The organism is Mariprofundus ferrinatatus, from assembly GCF_002795825.1.
Classification (GTDB): Bacteria; Pseudomonadota; Zetaproteobacteria; order Mariprofundales; family Mariprofundaceae; genus Mariprofundus; species Mariprofundus ferrinatatus.
The window spans coordinates 2015555-2032139 of sequence record NZ_CP018800.1 but is presented as its reverse complement, the minus strand read 5'-3'; the positions used below and the strand labels follow the sequence as shown (position 1 = coordinate 2032139).

At 54.5% G+C, this 16585-nt stretch carries 20 protein-coding genes; 5 read left to right on the top strand and 15 right to left on the bottom strand.

Translation table 11 applies throughout. The annotated features are described in order from the left end of the window. Positions 1–26 precede the first annotated feature (26 nt). The 6 genes from Ga0123462_RS09975 to Ga0123462_RS09950 all read right to left on the bottom strand — a co-directional run bounded on the left by Ga0123462_RS09975 (position 27) and on the right by Ga0123462_RS09950 (position 5564). Complete coding sequence (locus Ga0123462_RS09975) at positions 27–1229, bottom strand: alanine racemase (RefSeq protein ID WP_100266158.1); 1203 nt, start codon at positions 1227–1229, stop codon at positions 27–29. 13 nt (positions 1230–1242) lie between these two features. Further along, a complete protein-coding gene (locus Ga0123462_RS09970; RefSeq protein WP_100266157.1) occupies positions 1243–2436 on the bottom strand; it encodes an aminotransferase class I/II-fold pyridoxal phosphate-dependent enzyme in 1194 nt (397 codons plus the stop codon). Then, positions 2436–2873 carry a hypothetical protein gene (locus Ga0123462_RS09965; RefSeq protein WP_100266156.1) on the bottom strand — a complete coding sequence of 146 codons (438 nt, stop codon included), beginning with the start codon at positions 2871–2873 and terminating at the stop codon, positions 2436–2438. Before Ga0123462_RS09965 ends, Ga0123462_RS09970 begins: the two co-directional genes overlap by 1 nt. Then, entirely contained in the window at positions 2873–4252 is a 1380-nt protein-coding gene (argH, locus tag Ga0123462_RS09960) for an argininosuccinate lyase (protein WP_100266155.1), read from the bottom strand. The genes Ga0123462_RS09965 and argH overlap by 1 nt, the downstream gene beginning before the upstream one ends. 63 nt (positions 4253–4315) lie before the next feature. Then, a complete protein-coding gene (locus tag Ga0123462_RS09955; RefSeq protein WP_100266154.1) occupies positions 4316–4519 on the bottom strand; it encodes a SlyX family protein in 204 nt (67 codons plus the stop codon). 46 nt (positions 4520–4565) lie between these two features. Next, positions 4566–5564 carry a serine/threonine protein kinase gene (locus tag Ga0123462_RS09950; RefSeq protein ID WP_100266153.1) on the bottom strand — a complete coding sequence of 333 codons (999 nt, stop codon included), beginning with the start codon at positions 5562–5564 and terminating at the stop codon, positions 4566–4568. Between the two features lie 106 nt (positions 5565–5670). Between Ga0123462_RS09950 and Ga0123462_RS09945 the strand changes: the two genes are divergently transcribed. Continuing rightward, positions 5671–6450: a glucosaminidase domain-containing protein gene (locus Ga0123462_RS09945; RefSeq protein ID WP_100266152.1), complete on the top strand. Its 780-nt coding sequence runs from the start codon at positions 5671–5673 to the stop codon at positions 6448–6450. A gap of 31 nt (positions 6451–6481) precedes the next feature. Here Ga0123462_RS09945 and folA read toward each other — a convergent pair whose 3' ends face one another. From folA to Ga0123462_RS09930, 3 genes are read right to left on the bottom strand one after another with little or no spacing between them, the layout of a single operon-like run. Beyond that, a complete protein-coding gene (gene folA / locus Ga0123462_RS09940) occupies positions 6482–6982 on the bottom strand; it encodes a type 3 dihydrofolate reductase (protein ID WP_100266151.1) in 501 nt (166 codons plus the stop codon). A 5-nt stretch (positions 6983–6987) separates the two neighbouring features. Next, positions 6988–7854 carry a Dyp-type peroxidase gene (locus Ga0123462_RS09935; RefSeq protein ID WP_100266150.1) on the bottom strand — a complete coding sequence of 289 codons (867 nt, stop codon included), beginning with the start codon at positions 7852–7854 and terminating at the stop codon, positions 6988–6990. A gap of 42 nt (positions 7855–7896) precedes the next feature. Beyond that, a complete protein-coding gene (locus tag Ga0123462_RS09930) occupies positions 7897–8730 on the bottom strand; it encodes a thymidylate synthase (RefSeq protein ID WP_100266149.1) in 834 nt (277 codons plus the stop codon). A gap of 234 nt (positions 8731–8964) precedes the next feature. Here Ga0123462_RS09930 and Ga0123462_RS09925 point away from each other — a divergent pair, with 234 nt between their 5' ends. Then, positions 8965–9246 carry an EF-hand domain-containing protein gene (locus Ga0123462_RS09925; protein ID WP_100266148.1) on the top strand — a complete coding sequence of 94 codons (282 nt, stop codon included), beginning with the start codon at positions 8965–8967 and terminating at the stop codon, positions 9244–9246. A 13-nt stretch (positions 9247–9259) separates the two neighbouring features. Here the strand turns inward: Ga0123462_RS09925 and Ga0123462_RS09920 are convergent, their stop codons facing one another. Together Ga0123462_RS09920 and Ga0123462_RS09915 are read right to left on the bottom strand one after the other, a co-directional pair. Next, entirely contained in the window at positions 9260–10168 is a 909-nt protein-coding gene (locus Ga0123462_RS09920) for a type II and III secretion system family protein (protein WP_100266147.1), read from the bottom strand. Beyond that, positions 10165–11073: a cation diffusion facilitator family transporter gene (locus tag Ga0123462_RS09915; RefSeq protein WP_157821331.1), complete on the bottom strand. Its 909-nt coding sequence runs from the start codon at positions 11071–11073 to the stop codon at positions 10165–10167. The genes Ga0123462_RS09920 and Ga0123462_RS09915 overlap by 4 nt, the downstream gene beginning before the upstream one ends. Before the next feature lie 99 nt (positions 11074–11172). Here Ga0123462_RS09915 and ampD point away from each other — a divergent pair, with 99 nt between their 5' ends. The 3 genes from ampD (at position 11173) to Ga0123462_RS09900 (ending at position 12638) form a co-directional block, all read left to right on the top strand. Continuing rightward, on the top strand, positions 11173–11715 hold the full coding sequence (gene ampD, locus Ga0123462_RS09910) for a 1,6-anhydro-N-acetylmuramyl-L-alanine amidase AmpD (RefSeq protein ID WP_100266146.1): 543 nt from the start codon (positions 11173–11175) through the stop codon (positions 11713–11715). Continuing rightward, positions 11712–12374 carry a Crp/Fnr family transcriptional regulator gene (locus Ga0123462_RS09905; RefSeq protein ID WP_100266145.1) on the top strand — a complete coding sequence of 221 codons (663 nt, stop codon included), beginning with the start codon at positions 11712–11714 and terminating at the stop codon, positions 12372–12374. Before ampD ends, Ga0123462_RS09905 begins: the two co-directional genes overlap by 4 nt. Before the next feature lie 75 nt (positions 12375–12449). Then, a complete protein-coding gene (locus Ga0123462_RS09900; protein ID WP_100266144.1) occupies positions 12450–12638 on the top strand; it encodes a YgaP family membrane protein in 189 nt (62 codons plus the stop codon). A gap of 44 nt (positions 12639–12682) precedes the next feature. Here Ga0123462_RS09900 and rlmN read toward each other — a convergent pair whose 3' ends face one another. The 4 genes from rlmN to Ga0123462_RS09880 all read right to left on the bottom strand — a co-directional run bounded on the left by rlmN (position 12683) and on the right by Ga0123462_RS09880 (position 16585). After that, complete coding sequence (rlmN, locus tag Ga0123462_RS09895) at positions 12683–13741, bottom strand: dual-specificity RNA methyltransferase RlmN (RefSeq protein WP_100266586.1); 1059 nt, start codon at positions 13739–13741, stop codon at positions 12683–12685. Positions 13742–13804: 63 nt separating this feature from the next. Next, positions 13805–14149 carry a 4Fe-4S dicluster domain-containing protein gene (locus Ga0123462_RS09890; protein WP_100266143.1) on the bottom strand — a complete coding sequence of 115 codons (345 nt, stop codon included), beginning with the start codon at positions 14147–14149 and terminating at the stop codon, positions 13805–13807. Positions 14150–14218: 69 nt separating this feature from the next. Further along, entirely contained in the window at positions 14219–16177 is a 1959-nt protein-coding gene (locus Ga0123462_RS09885) for a lytic transglycosylase domain-containing protein (protein WP_100266142.1), read from the bottom strand. 93 nt (positions 16178–16270) lie between these two features. Beyond that, a complete protein-coding gene (locus tag Ga0123462_RS09880; protein ID WP_100266141.1) occupies positions 16271–16585 on the bottom strand; it encodes a (2Fe-2S) ferredoxin domain-containing protein in 315 nt (104 codons plus the stop codon).

Genomic DNA, 16585 nt, shown 5'->3' with positions numbered 1-16585 from the left:
GCAATCCAGCCTCGGTAAGCGGAAGTTCAGCCTAAAACGATCTCTTCCGGCCGCTCGTGGCTGAGGAACTCCATATTCGACATGGTCAGGCCATAAGCGCCGGCCAGCCCGAATACGGCAATATCGCCGATATCTGCCGCTTCGACGTGAATATTGTTGGCCAGTTTGTCAGCGCCAGTGCAGAGAGGGCCGCCAAAATAGACCGATTCATTTCGGATCGATTCCTGTCCATCGAAAAGTCGAGCTCTTTCGAGGTGAACGATGGCCAGCGGGTGGTTAATGGCCAGAGCTGCCGGGCGCCGGAAGTGGTTGATGCCGCCGGCACAGATCACCTGCTTTTTGCCGCGCGAATCCTTGATGTCGAGAATCTCGGTACAGAACCAGCCGGAATCGGCAGCAAGATAACGACCGAGCTCCAGAAAGAAGGTGCGCTCCTGATAGCCGTATTGGTCGATCAGACTCTTCAGGCCATCGGCATAGGCTTGAGGGTCGAAATCATGGCCGGATTCAAGGTAATCAACACCGAAGCCGCCACCGAAGTCAATGGTGTCGCACAGAGCCCCGGGAAAAGTGGCTTCGATATGGCGGGCCATGCCGAATACCAGTTCACAGTTCTTCAGCAGGTCAGCAACATTCAGTACACCGGAAGCAGCATAGACATGCAGACCACGGAAGTTGAGGGCGTCGAGCGCAAGGATCTGTGGCAGTACGTCTGCAAGCTTCTCCTCATCAACACCAAACTTTTTCGAGCCGCCCGAGAAGGTTGTCTGTGCTTCGTGAATGTCGAAATCAGCATTGATGCGCAGCAGAATGTCCTGTTTTTTTCCCGCCTTCTCTGCAATGGCATTCAGGCGGTGCGCTTCGGTCAGCGATTCGATATGAACGGTGCGGATGCAATGCTCCACTGCCCATGTGAGCTCTTCAGCCGACTTTCCCGGGCCTGTATAGATCAGGCTTGAGGCATCAAATCCTGCTGCAACTGCCTTCTCGGCCTCACCCAGGCTGGCAATCTCAATACCCTTTGCTCCCGCTTCAAGCGCTGCAGCAAGAAAGGCCCCATGCGGGTTGGCCTTCATTGCATAAAAAACCTCAACGCCGGCAGGCATGATCCGGGCCAGGTGCGCGATTTTCTTCCGCATCTCGCCGGTATCGTAAATATAGCAATTCAGTGTCTTACCATGTTCTGCAAGTTCGCGAAGTCTGGTTTCTACATGATTAGGTATCTGCATGGATATGGTACCTTTAGATAACTACCGCTTTTAAGCGGCGGGCAAGTTCGGCCGCGCTTTCCGGACCATCAACAAGCGCAGCCCGGATATAACCTGTTCCAGGGTTAATGCCATTCTGATCTGCTGCTCCCAGATAGGTTCCGGGAAGAACCGTTACTGACTGCTGGGTGTAGGCGGCTAATGCAAATGCTTCGTCATCGGCAACAGGAAGCCAGACAAAGAATGAACCGGAAGGTATTTCACCACCGTAGACATCAAAGAATGCTTTCAGGCTCGCCCGATAGACATCAAGATGCTGTTCGACATGTAATTCATCCGACCATGCAGCCGCGGCAACATGCTGTAATGGCAGTGGTGTGGCAGGCCCGGTATAGCTGCGCAGTTTGGTGAATTGCCTGATCAGTTTGGCATCGCCGGCTATCAGCCCCGAACGCATGCCGGGCAGAGCCGAGCGCTTGGAGAGCGAATTCATCACCAGACAGCGTGAGAAGTCGGTTCTGCCAAGGTTTTCGGCGACCTCAAGCAGGCCTGCAGGCCGCTGCTGCCAGTAGATCTCGGAATAGCATTCATCGGAAACAATCGCGAAATCAAAACGGTCAGCCAGTTCAAGCAGTTTACGGAAATAGTCCTCGTCAGCTATCCAGCCGGTCGGGTTGGACGGGGAGCAGACATAGACCAGTGCGGTATCGGTCCACACATGTTCGGGCACTGCAGCAAGATCAGGAGCAAACCCTGTTGCCTCAGAGCAGGAGAGAAACCATGGTTCAGCACCCGCCGTAATCGCTGCACCAAGATATATCTGGTACATCGGATTGGGCATCAGCACGTATGGGCGCCTGTCATCCGGAGCATCCGGGTTTACCAGTGCATGCGCGATGGCGAAGAGCGACTCGCGCGTACCATTTGCTGTCAACACCTGTGTGGCAGGATCAATGCTTTCCAGACCATAGCGTTGCTTCAGCCAGGCGGCGATAGCGGTTCGCAACTCGATACTGCCGACCGTGGACGGGTATTTTGAGAAGCCGGTGAGATTCGCATTCAGCGTGTCGGCGACAAAGGAGGGGAGTGGCAGGCGCGGCTCTCCCGCACCGGCGTCGATGGGCTCCAGCTCGGGATTAGGCGTATGGCCGTCAAACAGCGCTTTCAGGCGCTCAAACGGATAGGCGCCCAGCTGCGCAATGCGAACCTGATGGGATTTGTTTTGCATTATTGGTTGGATAGATCGGTGCCGGTGGCTCGAATCATCTTGCTCCATGGGCCAATGTTGCCATGCACGTCAACCGCGCGGACTCGGAACAGGAACTCTTTGCCCATCACCTTCAGGTTTACCAGCTTCTTTCCTTCGCTGCCTACCTGTCTGGCATTAGGAGTATCTTCCAGATAGCGCTGCCATAAGCCTGGGCACTGGCAGTAGGGATCGATCTCGGTGCGGTCGATCTGGATGCCGACACCATCAGGGCTTCCCTGCAGGGTGTAGGTCATCTCAAGGATGTTACCGACGACCTGATATTGAAGGTTCAGCAGTTGCGGCTTGCTTGACGGATCCGCTGCTATCTGGGGCGCCTCCTTGCGGCCACAACCGGTCACAAGCAGCGTTGCTAGAATAAGCAGGGCCATAGTGCGGAACATGGATTTAGTATTCATCAGCTTTTCAGCTCCTCTTTCCAGGCGGCAACCTGAAGACGCACCTGATTCGGTGCGGTGCCGCCGATATGATCGCGCGCAGCCACACAATTCTCTACAGAAAGCGTGCGCACCATATCGACGCTCAGGCGCTCGTCAATGTTAACACAGGTGGCGGCATCCATCTCATGCAGTTCAATACCCTCTTTGATACAGTGGGCGACGGACTTGCCGACTATTTCATGTGCGTTGCGGAATGGTACGCCGGCTCGAACCAGCGCATCGGCGAGGTCGGTTGCCGTGGCAAAACCGGAAGCGGCAGCTTCATGCATCACCGATTTGTTCACTTTCATGCCGGGGAGCATGTCACCAAACACTCGCAGGCTTCCTTCGAGGTTGTCGAAGGCATCGAAAATAGCCGTTTTGTCCTCTTGCATATCCTTGTTATAGGCCAGCGGCAGGCTTTTGACCGTTGTCAGAATAGCGACCAGACCACCGATAATACGGCCGGTTTTACCGCGCACCAATTCCGGCATGTCCGGGTTTTTCTTCTGAGGCATGATTGATGAGCCTGTGCAAAAGGCATCGGGCAGGTCGACAAAACGGAACTGGGCGCTCATCCAGAGGATAAGTTCCTCAGAAAAACGGGAGAGGTGAACTGCGGTAATCGAGGCGGCCGCCAGTAGCTCCATGATAAAATCGCGATCGGAGACTGCATCGAGCGAATTGGCGGTTGGTGCGTCAAAGCCGAGTGTGGCGGCGGTCATATGACGATCAATCGGAAAGGTTGTTCCGGCAAGCGCAGCCGAGCCGAGCGGGCACTGGTTCATGCGATCGGCTGCATCTTTAAATCGGCCGATATCGCGGTTGAACATCTCGACATAAGCGAGCAGATGGTGGCCGAAGGTGACGGGTTGCGCTGTCTGCAGGTGCGTAAAGCCGGGCATGATAGTGTCGGCATGTGTTTCAGCCAGTTCGACCAGTACCCGCTGCAGGTGGCGCAGGTGGCCGATTATGCGGCTGCTGCGGTGACGCAGATAGAGACGCGTGTCAGTGGCCACCTGGTCGTTGCGGGAGCGTGCTGTGTGCAGGCGTTTGCCGGCATCGCCAATCTTTTCTGTCAGGCGTGCTTCAATATTCATATGCACATCTTCGAGTGCGATAGTGAATTCGAACTCTCCACTTTCGATCTCACCGAGGATTTCATCCAGGCCACGCATAATCGCGTTGCAATCTTCCTGAGACAGGATTCCCTGAGCCGTCAGCATTTTAGCATGTGCTTTCGAGCCGTTGATATCCTCAGCATACATGCGCGCATCGACATCGATCGATGCATTAAATGCTTCTACAAATTCATTGGTAGGGGACTCAAAGCGGCCACCCCAGGGTTTCTCAGACATATTGGCTATCCATGATCATTGATCTGGCAACTATAGCTTTGCTTTACGGTTACGGAAACAGGCTTAGTAATGGGGAGGGGGAGACTCTTCATCAGGATGCGCCAGCCCGGATGAGGTAAGCGCTTTCAGGTGTGCCTGAACCCGTTTCATCTCCTTCTCCAGTTTTTCGATCTGTTTTTGCTGGCTGGTCACCACATCATCAAGCTCACTGATAATATGATCCTGATAGGAGATCTTGGTTTCAAGTTCGATGATTCGTTTTTCCATCTCCGTACTCTACTGCAGTTCTTCCACGACAGCGACATCCATGCGTTTATATCCAGACAAGAGGCGGCTCCTGCATCGCAGCCATCTGCTCTTTCAGTGATAAAACATGCTGCTCCCAGTAGTTCTGCGTGTTGAACCACGGGAATGCGTCTTTGAAGGCGGGGTCATCCCAGCGGCGTGCCAGCCATGCAGCATGATGCATGATGCGCAGGGATCTGAGTGGTTCGATCAATGCCAGCTCCCGGCAGTCAAAATCATGAAACTGATCGTATGCCGTGAGCAGGATATCGAGTGAGCTGCTCATATTGGCACGATCCCCGGAGAGGAACATCCAGAGATCCTGAATCGCTGGTCCCATGCGGGCATCGTCGAAATCGATGATATATGGGCTGCCGGCTCCATCTCCGCTGACATCCCAGAGAATATTGCCCTGATGTCCATCACCATGCAGGCGGATCAGTTGAGGATTGATTGACTCAAAGCGTGCTTCTACGGCATGCAGAAGGTCTTCAGCAACCTTCTCATAGGCCGCTTCGAGTTCTTTGGGGATAAAACCGTTTTCGATCAGGAATTCGTAGGAGTCGTCGCCGAACGTGCCGACATCAAGGGTCGGGCGATGCTCGAAATCGCGCACGGCACCGACTGCATGGATGCGGCCGATGTAGCGCCCCAGCTGCTCGAGCTGCTCCCGACTCTCCAGATCGGGAGCACGCCCGGCCTTGAGCGGATAGAAGGCAAAACGGTGGCCATCGTGATGAAAAAGGGTGCTGCCTTTGATGCTGAGCGGTGGCACGGCAGGGATATCAAACTCGGCGAGCTCTTCCGTGAAGAGGTGCTCTTCAAGGATTTCCGAATCCGACCAGCGGTTGGGGCGGTAGAACTTGACTACGATTGATTCGCGACCTGCCCCGACGAGATAGACGCGGTTCTCATAGGAGTTGAGCGCCAGCAACTGGCCATCACACTCAAAGCCAACGCTCTCTACCGCCTGCAGGATCTGCTCCGGACCGAGTCGGTAAAACGAGTGTCTATCCTGCTTCTTCATCGGCTAACGCTAGCACCGGAAAGGGCAGAGGTATCCAGCAAAACCTGGAATTCTGCTTGTGGGCTCAGTCACTGTTTATATGCATGGCCCAGATAGCATGCTCCCCATGAAGAACGATATATTTCATTCAATTACAACAGGACGAATCCGGCTGTTTTCAGCGCTGTTGATGGTTGCCGTAATGGCGTTGGCGGCATGCTCCCTTAAAGTCGGCGGTGTATTGATGGTTGAGAAAGAGAAGAACAGCTCTGAACTGAACGGTAGCGTCGAGCAGAAAAAACAGGCTTTCTTTGCCCGCATGAAGCCATTGGTTGAGGCGGAGAACGAACGCATTCTTGAGCAGCGAGAAGATCTGCTGGCAATGCGCTCCAGCAGGAATCTGGGCTGGTTTGAAAGGCGAACACTGCAAACGCTTGCCGAAGAGTATGAAGTCGAGATCGGAGATGAGCCGGGCCAGAAAGAGGTTCAGGCGCTTCTGATGCGAGTCGATGCTGTGCCGGTCGAGATGGCGCTGGTACAGGCGGCCAATGAATCGTCATGGGGCGAATCCCGCTTCGCGGTCGAAGGCAACAACTACTTCGGCCAGTGGTGTTATTCGAAAGGGTGCGGCATCGTACCTGAACAGCGTTCAGCTGGAGCCACGCACGAGGTTCGTCGCTTTGACAATGCCCGTGATTCAGTGCGTGCCTATATGAACAATATCAATACCACCCGCGCCTATGTGCCGTTTCGCAAGCTGAGAGAGGAGCAGCGCAAGCGAAAGCAGGAGCTTGATGCCGTGCATCTGGCACTTGGGTTGAAATCCTATTCGGAACGCGGCATGGCCTATGTGAAAACGATTCAGGCAATGATCCGCAGCAACCGCAAGTTGATCGCCTCCAGTTAATAACTGTTCTCCTGGAGGATCGGGCGGCGACTCAGTCGGCCGGCCGCTCCAGAATTAGAAAGGTGTAGGGGTATGGGTTTTTCTCATCAGGCTGGTGAGTCTCACGGAATGTCTCCTTCCATATGTTGCGGTCAAATTCCGGAAACCAGGCGTCACCCTCGAATTCACCTTCAATCTCGGTGATATAGAGCCGTGTAGCTCGATCAAACAGAAGTGCATAAATCTCCGCACCACCCATCACCATGATCTCATCGGCATCCGGGACCATGGCCAGTACCTCATCTGGTGAATGAACCACTGTGCAGCCCTCAATCACCAAGTCCGTTTGGCGGGTCAGAATCAGATTCGTTCGCCCGGGCAGCGGGCGCCCGATCGATTCGTGGGTTTTGCGTCCCATCAGAATCGGCTTGCCCATGGTCGAGCGTTTGAACCAGGCCAGGTCAGCAGGCAGGTGCCAGGGCAGAGCGTTGTTGCGGCCGATCAGGCCGTTCCGATCCTGCCCCCATATGAGTGAAAGAGTAGGTTTTGCCATGTAATCTATCCGATCCCCAGCAAGGACAGATCGAGTTTTTCACCCTTCATCGGCGGACACCAGAAGAAGCTGCCGGTAACGGGTGTGGTAAAACTGAATAGTGCGTCCACCTTGCCGTCATCGGCGCCAACCATGTGCGTGAGAAGGGTTGTATAGGCATCGAAGTTTTTGCCAAAGGCAACGAATACCAGACCTTCATGGCCGGCATCCGCCCACGGCATTGAACGGCGTACGACAAACGCCTCCGGGTCAAAATCCTCCTGCGCAACGCGTTTCACATGTGCTGTTTCAGGCGCTTCGTCGAACTCCTCGTTATCCGATTTTCTGCGCCCGATGGTGTCATCCTGCTCCTCTTCGGGGCGGGTGAGGAAATCATCAAGGTCATGAACCCACTGCTGCACAGCGACGAAGCTGGAGCCGTCTGCGGCGATGGCGGCGGCGATCGCATCACCATCGGTCGGGTTCTCAGTCCCGTCCTCGTAACCGGTCAGGTCACGGCCGATATCGTAGCGGAAACCATCGATGATGCTGATGCACTCGAAGCCGCCGGAGAGTATCTCGATAATTTTTCGGCTGATGTGCACAAGTTCGCCGCGGTCTTCACCGCGCAGCCAGCACCAGAGTGCGGACTGAGTGGCAGGGATATCCACCTTGGCAGCATCAATGACGGGGAAACTTTTCAGCTCCGGAATGGAAATGCCGAGTGCATCGGAAACAGGCCTGCCGATTCCGATCACCACCTGCTCGCCATCGGCAAAACGGGCCAGCTGTTGCAAGGCAGCGGAGATTTCAGACGGATCACTGATATCAAAGGTGAGGTAGCGTGCCTGTGCCGGCACATCGGCAAGGATGCCGGGTTGGGGATAACTCATACACGTACCTCCTCTACAGTTTGGTTCAATAATTATAGCAGCTCAGATCGCTATCGGGGCCCGGATGCCTGCATGGCACTCGTAACCCTCCAGTTCGAAATCCTCAAATTTGAAGTCGAAGATGCTTTTAATATCAGGATTGATCTTCATTGTCGGCAGAGGGAATGGCTCTCGCGCCAGCTGTGTCTCCACCTGCTCCATATGGTTGGAGTAGAGGTGGGCATCGCCGAAAGTGTGCACGAAATCACCCGGCTCAAGATCGCACACCTGTGCAATCATCATCGTCAGCAGGGCATAGGATGCGATGTTGAACGGGACGCCCAGGAAGATGTCGGCACTGCGCTGGTAGAGCTGGCAGGAGAGTTTGCCGTCGGCGACATAGAACTGGAAAAAAGCGTGGCAGGGTGCGAGTGCCATTTTTCCGTTGGCCACGTTGGCTTGAGGCGAGATCGATTCGTCGGGCAGATCGGCAACATTCCAGGCCGATACAATCAGACGGCGTGAATTGGGTTTTGTTTTAATCTGCTCGATCAGTTCGGAAACCTGATCGACCAGCTTACCATCCGGCGTTGGCCAGTTGCGCCACTGGAACCCGTAAACGGGGCCGAGCGAGCCATCTTCAGTGGCCCACTCATTCCAGATTGTGACACCATTCTCGGTCAGGTATCTGGTGTTGGTGTCACCGTTGAGGAACCAGAGCAGTTCATGAATAATCGATTTCAGGTGAACCTTTTTGGTGGTGACCAGCGGAAAACCTTCAGAGAGGTCGAAACGCATCTGGTAGCCGAATACCGACTTGGTGCCGGTGCCGGTCCGGTCGCCTTTCTGAGTGCCGTGGTCGCGCACATGGCGCATTAAATCAAGATAGGCCTTCATGTTCCCCCTCGCCTGCTGAATTCAATTTGGATATGATGCCGTCAGCTGCCAATTACGGCAATTATGGATACCCTGAAAAGCAGGGTGCCCATGCAGAGCACGGACGGCCTGATAAAATCCAACACTGCAAGTGTTTGATTTTGTGAGCAAAGGAAAAATCACACTTTTACCTTTGCGCGATGAAAAACTGCAGGGGTGTGGTTTTCAGCTGTTCCCAAACGAAGTGAGGTACCCATGTTGATTCGACTGATTGCGTTGCTAATGTTTTTTCTGACCGCTTCCGGAGCATGGGCTGGACCTAAAACCTCTACCGACAAGATCGTGGACCATTTCATGGAACTGGATACAAACGGCAGTGACTCGGTTTCATATGGTGAATATCTGGCGATGGTAAACCAGCGCGCCAAAGTCCGGTTCCGGGAGATGGATGCAAACCGTGATGGCGAGGTAACCGATTCGGAATACCGAGATTTCTGGCAGCAGAAAAAGGCGCAGTGGTACCGTCTGGAGCGCTAGAACCCTTTTACAATTAACGGCTTATGCGAAGCCGGATCACAAACTCCCGCCTCTCCGTGGTTGAAATATTGCCAAGCAGCGCTTGGCCGAGCCTGCCTGCCTCATTTCCGGATGCGGCGATGGTGACTATCTGATCAAATGGAACCGTCAGTTCGGTGGCGGCGCCTGTAATTTCAATCACTGGTCGCTGCTGCAGGCGTGGGGCGGCGTTCAATCGCATATCGGCATTGGCGGACGGAGGTGTTGCCGGATTACGGGCCGTGCCAAGATCGATAAGCATCTCATGCTGGCCGCTTATCTGCGGATCAAGCCGTTGCATCCACGGCGTAATACGAACCCGCACCTGATCACTTCCTGCCGGAGATGCGGTGACAGTGAATCCCGAAGTGACAGGAACCATCTCAACACTGTTGGCTTTTACCACTCCGTAGCCGCTCAGCCAGAGCTGTGTCTGTTGGTTGAATGATCGGATGATACCGGTTTCGATGCTACCGGGCCGGGCGGAACTGATGCGAAGTTGATACGATTGCCGGTGGCTTGAGTTTTGGTTTCCGCTGCCTGCAGTTAGCTGGACCCAGCCGCCGGGAAGCGCTCCGGAAGTGGCATGGCCAGAGACACTGGAGCGCTTTGAGCCAATGGCCGTGATATTTTCCATTTCAACCATGGCGGTGAACTGTGGAGTTGCTTGATCAAGCTTCTGCAGCAGGCTTTTGGCTTTGTCGAGGTGCTCTTCATCGTCCTCGATGATGAGCAGTCGCCGCGATGGAATCTGGACCACCTTGCCGCTTTCCGAAAGCTGGCTGCGTGCGCTATCCGCCGCTTCGGAGAGGGGGAGAAAGTAGATTTCGATAGTCTCTGTGGCCGCATGTACCGGCATGGAAGTTAGGCAGAGCATCAGTAGTCCAAGCGCAATTCTTATCATCCGACAAACTCCGGTTGTGGTTCGGCAAGACTGGCGGGATCCTGATGGATAATTACCTCCGCCCCCGGATATTTGGCAAGGATCATCGCTTCCACCTCATCCGCAATCTCGTGAGCTCGCATCAGGGTCAGAGTATCCTCTAGTTCGAGATGCAGCTGAATGAAAATAGTCAGTCCGGACTTGCGTGTGCGAAGATCATGCATGCCGAGTGTTTTCGGATGACTATGCACGATCGTCTTGATCTTCTGGCGATCCTCATCGGGCATCTCACGATCCATCAGAAGGTCGAGTGACTCCTGCACGATCTCCCATGCGCTATAGAGGATATATGCTGCGATCAGCAGTGCAAAAAGCGGGTCGAAGCCGGCCCATCCGTAGTAGGCCAGCAGCAGCGCAATGATAACACTGCCGTTAACAAGCAGGTCGGTTTTGTAGTGCAGGTGATCAGCCTTAATAGCAGTGGAGTTGGTCTTGCTGATCACATGCTTCTGGAACATAAGCAGCCCAAGCGTGGCAACAATCGAGATGATCATGATGCCGATACCGACTGGCAGTGCCCCGATCGGCTGCGGGCGCAAGAAGTGGGAGATCGCCTCAAGCACCAGAAACAGGGCAGAGCCGGTAATAAACGTGGCCTGTCCAAGCCCTGCCAGTGCTTCGGCTTTGCCATGCCCGAAACGGTGCTGTTTGTCCGGTGGCGCCAGTGCGTGACGAACTGCGACAAGATTGATAATCGATGCGAGCGCATCGAGGCAGGAGTCGATCAGGGTGGCGAGCAGACTCACCGAGTCGGTCATCATCCAGGCAACGGTTTTGCAGACAATCAAGACAAGGGCGACCGATGTGGATGCGTAGGTCGCCAGCTTCATCAGGTGGGCATTGTCATGCGGAGAGCTGTTTTGCATGTGGAAATTCTGCCTGATTCTCAGAATGAATAAAGGTGTAATCCATATCTGATCAAGCTAAGGCATGACATCAAAGCATGGGCGGACCATGATAAGCCTGTGCGAATATTGAACTCACCCCATCAGAACAGTCGTCCGGCCGGAGAGCAGGTGGATATGATTGTGCTGCATGCTGTCAGCCTGCCCGCAGGGAAGTTCGAGCCGGAGCCGGTCGAGCAGCTATTCATGGGGACACTCGACTGCAGTTCGCATCCATCATTTGGCGACCTGGAGGGGCTCAGGGTATCAGCACACTTTGTGGTCGATCGTAAAGGCAGAGTCACCCAGTTTGTCCCATGTGCACATCGTGCATGGCATGCCGGTGTATCAAGCTGGCAGGGGCGAGAGGGTTGCAACGATTTCTCCATTGGTATTGAGATAATCGGCGATGAGGAGCAGCCATTTACGCAGGTACAGTATCGCGAGGCGGCCCGGTTATGCAGGGTGTTAATGAGGAGGTATCCAGCCATCGGCAGGGATCGTATTGTAGGGCACAGCGATATTGCACCTGGGCGCAAATGGGATCCCGGAAGGCAGTGGCAGTGGTCGCGCTTTGAACGCTCCCTGGCTCGAATTCGCAGGATGGATGTGGAGGTGATATGACAACTCACAGCTGGCTTGATCTATTCCCGTCACTGAAGGGGTTACCTGACACAGTTGCTCGTGAACTGGCGGCCATGAAAACAATGAAAGTGGCTCCTGGCACCGTACTGTTTCGGGACGGTGATGCCTGCCAGGGCTATGTGTTTGTGATCAATGGTTCCGTGCGGGTGCAGAAGATGGATCCTGAAGGACGGGAAATTGTGCTCTACAGGGTAGAGGATGGGCAGACCTGTATGCTGACCACCTCCTGCTTGCTGGGGAACAAGGCCTATCCTGCCGAAGGTGTCGCCGAAGAGGAGACAGAGCTGGTTCTGATTCCAGCCAGGCGTTTTGATGAACTGCTTAGTGATAGCAGGTTTCGCAGGTTCGCGCTCGGTATGATTTCAGAACGTATCGCCGATCTGATGGCATTGATCGAGGATGTAGCCTTTGGGCGCATGGATGTTCGACTTGCACGACGCCTGCTGGAACTTGACGACGGGACACATACCCTCCGTTTGACCCATCAGCAGCTGGCAACCGAACTGGGCACCGCACGTGAAGTCATCAGTCGCATTCTCAAGGATTTTGAGCGCCGCTCGCTGGTTATGCTCAAGCGCGGCGAGATAAGGCTCTCCGACCTGCAGGGCATGAGGAAGTTGGCCACAGAGGATGTGTGACAATATCACGGAAGTCTGCGATCCGGACTAGTAACATCCTTTCATCAGCAGAGAGATATCCAGTGGAGGTTCATGATGAAAGTAAATGTTGGTGGTATAGACAGACTTCTCAGGCTTGTGTTTGGAGCAATTCTGATCGGTGTGGGTGTGGTTGGTGTCGGGACGCCTTGGACATTTATTGTTGGCGGCATTCTGGCAGGAACAGCGTTAATCAGTTTCTGCCCGCTCTATCCGATCTTCGGCATCTGCACCAAAGAATCGTGAATGAGATAAACAGCGGAAAAGAGCGGCCCAAAAGGCCGCTTTTTTTATGCCACTGCCCCGCGGCGTTTTGCCACCTCGGTTTTCAGCTGTCCGCAGGCTGCCGAGATATCACGTCCGCGTGATTCGCGTACCACTGCAATAATCCCCGCCTCAACCAGGGCGCTTCTGAATGCCGACACTGCGGCATCAGAGGGGCTTTCGAAGGCCGAGCCGGGATAGACATTGAACGGCAGCAGGTTGACGGTGCACTCCATCCCTACAAGAAGTTCAATCAGGCGGCCGGCATCTTCGATGCTGTCGTTGACTCCGGCCAACAGTACATATTCCATCAGTACCCGTTTATTGCCACGCGCGGAAATATAATCGCGTACTGCCTGCATCAGCGCTTTGATCGGATATTTGCGATTGATCGGAATGACCCGGTCACGTACTGCATCCGTTGTCGCATTGAGTGAGACTGCCAGATTACATGGGAGCTTCTCCTCGATCATCCTGTAGATGCCAGGCACCATCCCGGAGGTGGAGAGGGTGATGCGATTAGGCGAGAAAGCCATTCCTTTCGGGTCGGAGGCGATATGGACAAACCGGGCTACCGCATCGTAGTTGTGCAGCGGTTCCCCCATGCCCATCAGAACAAGGTTGCGCACCCGGCGCTCCCCAACTCTCTGGCCTGCCATCACCTGTGCTACCATTTCGGCGGTAGTGAGGTTGCGGGTGAGGCCTGCTGTTGCCGTCAGGCAGAAGCTGCAGCCAACAGCACAACCGACCTGTGTGGAGATGCACTGGGTCAATCTGCCCGGCCCTTGGATCAGTACTGTTTCGACCTCTTTTCCATCCGGCATTTTTAAAAGCAGTTTACGGGTGCCGTCTTCAGCCTGCTGCAGGGCGCTGCACCCGGGTTCGAATATACTGGTGTGCCCGGCCAGGTAGTGGCGTAGCACGACTGGAAGGTCGGGGATGGCATCGATATCGCTGTTATAGCGGCGGAAGATGGACGCGACAATGCGCTCAGCATGTACCGGTTTGGCACCAGCAAGCCGGCAGAGGTCGACAATTTCCGCGTGCGTCATGCCGATAATGGGTGGAAGGTGATTTTCACTCATGGAAATAAAAAACGCATGTGCAGTTGCCCGCACATGCGTTTGAAATGATGATTCCTGCCGGGATCAGAGGCCGTACTTGGCCTTGTTCTGTGCAACTTCTTCTGCAGTTGGAGGCGTGTGATCTTTCACTTCGGCAAGATCAAACAGGTCGCGCTCGTCGTCGCACAGTTCGTTCAGTGCGATGTCAGACTCAAATACCTCGGGCACATCCTCTTCAGGATAGATCGCTTCCCATGGGCACTCCGGTTCGCAGACAGCACAGTCGATGCACTCTTCAGGTGAGATGAATAGCATATTCGGAGTCTCATCGGTGATCTCTTTCGGCTGATAAAAACAGTCAACCGGGCATACCGCAACGCATGCGGTATCAACACAATCCTTACACAGTTGGGTGACTACAAATGCCATGGGTTATTACCTCACTCATAAATTCGGCGCGCAGACTAACAAGAGGAGTTGAAGATGACCATACACTGATCAATTGACAGCTTTCAGGCTAACCGTCTCGTCACCCCGGATACGCGCAATCAGGCTGGATGGCGTTTTCGCCTGCCGCCATTCGTAAACTGCGATAAAGGCCATCACCTGCTGAACATAGCGTCGGGTTTCATTGAACGGGATTGCCTCAATCCACGCCTCCGTGCCATTGAACGGACTTCGCTCCACCCAGAGCGAGACCCTGTGTGGCCCGGCATTATAGGCAGCTGCTGCAAGTGCCAGGCTGCCAAAGCGCTCTTTCATCTGTGCAAGATAAGTTGAGCCCAGGCGGACATTGGTGTCGGGAGAGAAGAGGTCAGGATGGCGGGATGGATGTTTGATCTTTTTGGCGACATCGCGCGCAGTTGCCGGCATAAGCTGCATCAATCCCCGTGCACCGGCATAAGAGACCGCCTGAAAATTGAAGGCCGACTCCTGACGGATAATGCTCCAGATTGAGGAGCTATCCAGACCACTCTCTTTTGAGGCGGCTGCAACTGCATCTTCAAAGCCGAGCGGAAAACGTACCTCCAGCGCATCTGGCTCGCTGGCTTTTGCGGCAGCACGAATCGCCTGATCATGCCATCCCCAGCTTGAGGCAAGATGAATGGCTGCACGCCACTCTCCCCTGTTGCTGTTGCGCAGAGCTGCATACCACTCCGCACTTGCCTTGTTGGCATGGCCGAGTTGCAGCCATTCATAGGCGCGCTGCACCGCCGGCAGTCTGGAGAGCGCTTCGATATCAGCTGGAGCGCCCTCAATCACATTGCTGTTGAATTTTAGCGGCAGCCCCAGCCGCTCGCTGGATAGAAAACTGTAATAACCGCGGCTGTTGGCCAGCAGCAGGTAGAGCGGTTCGGCCAGTTTCTTCTCTCCGTTAATCTCCAGTGCGCGCGCTTTCCAGTAGATCCAGTTGCTCTGTTTCCGCTCTCTGTCTGGCAAGGCATCAATGGCGGTGATGGTTTTCTCCCATTGCCCGTCAAGAATGAGAAGGCGTATCTGCCAGTTGCGTGTCTCTTCACTTTTGTGTGATTCAGGTAGTGCAGCTAACCATTCGACCGCCTCAATCCGATGCTGCCGGGCCGCTCTCAGGGCAAGATTCTGCTTCAGGTCAGCCAGCACCTCATCTGCGACGGATACTTTTGTCTCAAGTTTTGGCAGAAGGAGCCATGCCCTGCCGGCATCGTTGCGGGCCAGACGTACCAGGCCATCCTTGAGGATCATGGTTGCAGGGATCGTATCGACCTTTTCAGGCCACAGGAGGAGCATTTTTTCGGGGTCGCTCTGTACCTTCTGCCAGTAGCCAATCAGCGGTTGCTCCACCTTCGGTAGGTGCAGCGCCTCATTCTTCGCTTTCCGCCATGAGCCACTGTTAATGTGTTGGTTGATGCGTTGCCAGCGCTCCTCATGTGTCGGATGACCAGACTTTTCCCACTGCCGATGCAGTGACTCTGAATAACTGCTGCTCTTCCGGGCATTGATCCAGTGTTCGGAGTAGAGCGTGATTGCTGTTGCTTTTTCTCCACGATGCCAGGCCGCGACCATGGCGATTTCCGGAAGGCGGGAGCTATCGGAGGGGTGCTGATCAAGAAGTTTGATAATTTCGGCCCATTTTCCCTTCTGGGCGAGCTGCTTCAACCAGGCAATACGTAAGCTGGACGACTCCGGAATCTGTGCGTGCTGTTTCAGCACTTCCGCCACAAGGTCATCATTGCCCTTGTCGAGGTGTTGCCGGGCCATCCAGATATCGAGATAGGGGACGAGAGGGTAGTCCCCAAGTTTCTCTTTTATTGACTTGAAAGTGCCGCTGTCATCGTTGTTCAGGGCGAGACGCGCCTCTTCAAACCACGCTCGCTGCTGCTCAATAGTGTCCGCCTGCGCTATAGATGCGCAGAACATCAGCAGAACAAACAGTAACGCCTGCATATGCATGACACCCCTGCCAGTGAAGTTGCCCATGCGCCTAGCGTAGACGGAAATTTTCAGAATACCAGAGGCCGCTCACCATGGGTGTTCTAAAATGCATCCGTTGCGCTTGGCCTGGGGAAGGTTTTACATCTGATAAAAAGCGAACTCTTCGACGACTTTTCCGCCCTGGAAATGTTCTTCAACGATGCGATCAATCGCCTCCTCATTGAGGCCGTAATACCAGACCCCCTCGGGATAGACGACCATGATCGGTCCCTCAAGGCAGACGCCGAGGCAGCCGGCACGGTTAACGCGCACCGCATTGGGGTCGCCCACTGTCAGTCCAGCTGCAATCACCTGCTCTTTCAGGTAATTGAGCAGCGGCAGGTTTTCACCACAACTCTTGCCGCAGCAGAGAATGGCATGGCGTTTGTAGGGCATCATTTGTGGTTTGGTCAT

Excerpts from the sequence above, each read along its gene's own strand:
- argH (WP_100266155.1), bottom strand. The coding sequence starts at position 4,252 with ATGTCTGAGAAACCCTGGGGTGGCCGCTTTGAGTCCCCTACCAATGAA.
- Ga0123462_RS09920 (WP_100266147.1), bottom strand. The coding sequence starts at position 10,168 with ATGATAAGAATTGCGCTTGGACTACTGATGCTCTGCCTAACTTCCATG.
- Ga0123462_RS09930 (WP_100266149.1), bottom strand. The coding sequence starts at position 8,730 with ATGAAGGCCTATCTTGATTTAATGCGCCATGTGCGCGACCACGGCACT.
- Ga0123462_RS09970 (WP_100266157.1), bottom strand. The coding sequence starts at position 2,436 with ATGCAAAACAAATCCCATCAGGTTCGCATTGCGCAGCTGGGCGCCTAT.
- Ga0123462_RS09935 (WP_100266150.1), bottom strand. The coding sequence starts at position 7,854 with ATGAGTTATCCCCAACCCGGCATCCTTGCCGATGTGCCGGCACAGGCA.
- Ga0123462_RS09885 (WP_100266142.1), bottom strand. The coding sequence starts at position 16,177 with ATGGGCAACTTCACTGGCAGGGGTGTCATGCATATGCAGGCGTTACTG.
- Ga0123462_RS09880 (WP_100266141.1), bottom strand. The coding sequence starts at position 16,585 with ATGACCAAACCACAAATGATGCCCTACAAACGCCATGCCATTCTCTGC.
- rlmN (WP_100266586.1), bottom strand. The coding sequence starts at position 13,741 with ATGAGTGAAAATCACCTTCCACCCATTATCGGCATGACGCACGCGGAA.
- Ga0123462_RS09915 (WP_157821331.1), bottom strand. The coding sequence starts at position 11,073 with ATGCAAAACAGCTCTCCGCATGACAATGCCCACCTGATGAAGCTGGCG.
- Ga0123462_RS09900 (WP_100266144.1), top strand. The coding sequence starts at position 12,450 with ATGAAAGTAAATGTTGGTGGTATAGACAGACTTCTCAGGCTTGTGTTT.
- Ga0123462_RS09945 (WP_100266152.1), top strand. The coding sequence starts at position 5,671 with ATGAAGAACGATATATTTCATTCAATTACAACAGGACGAATCCGGCTG.
- Ga0123462_RS09925 (WP_100266148.1), top strand. The coding sequence starts at position 8,965 with ATGTTGATTCGACTGATTGCGTTGCTAATGTTTTTTCTGACCGCTTCC.
- Ga0123462_RS09965 (WP_100266156.1), bottom strand. The coding sequence starts at position 2,873 with ATGAATACTAAATCCATGTTCCGCACTATGGCCCTGCTTATTCTAGCA.
- Ga0123462_RS09950 (WP_100266153.1), bottom strand. The coding sequence starts at position 5,564 with ATGAAGAAGCAGGATAGACACTCGTTTTACCGACTCGGTCCGGAGCAG.
- Ga0123462_RS09905 (WP_100266145.1), top strand. The coding sequence starts at position 11,712 with ATGACAACTCACAGCTGGCTTGATCTATTCCCGTCACTGAAGGGGTTA.
- Ga0123462_RS09890 (WP_100266143.1), bottom strand. The coding sequence starts at position 14,149 with ATGGCATTTGTAGTCACCCAACTGTGTAAGGATTGTGTTGATACCGCA.
- folA (WP_100266151.1), bottom strand. The coding sequence starts at position 6,982 with ATGGCAAAACCTACTCTTTCACTCATATGGGGGCAGGATCGGAACGGC.
- Ga0123462_RS09975 (WP_100266158.1), bottom strand. The coding sequence starts at position 1,229 with ATGCAGATACCTAATCATGTAGAAACCAGACTTCGCGAACTTGCAGAA.
- Ga0123462_RS09955 (WP_100266154.1), bottom strand. The coding sequence starts at position 4,519 with ATGGAAAAACGAATCATCGAACTTGAAACCAAGATCTCCTATCAGGAT.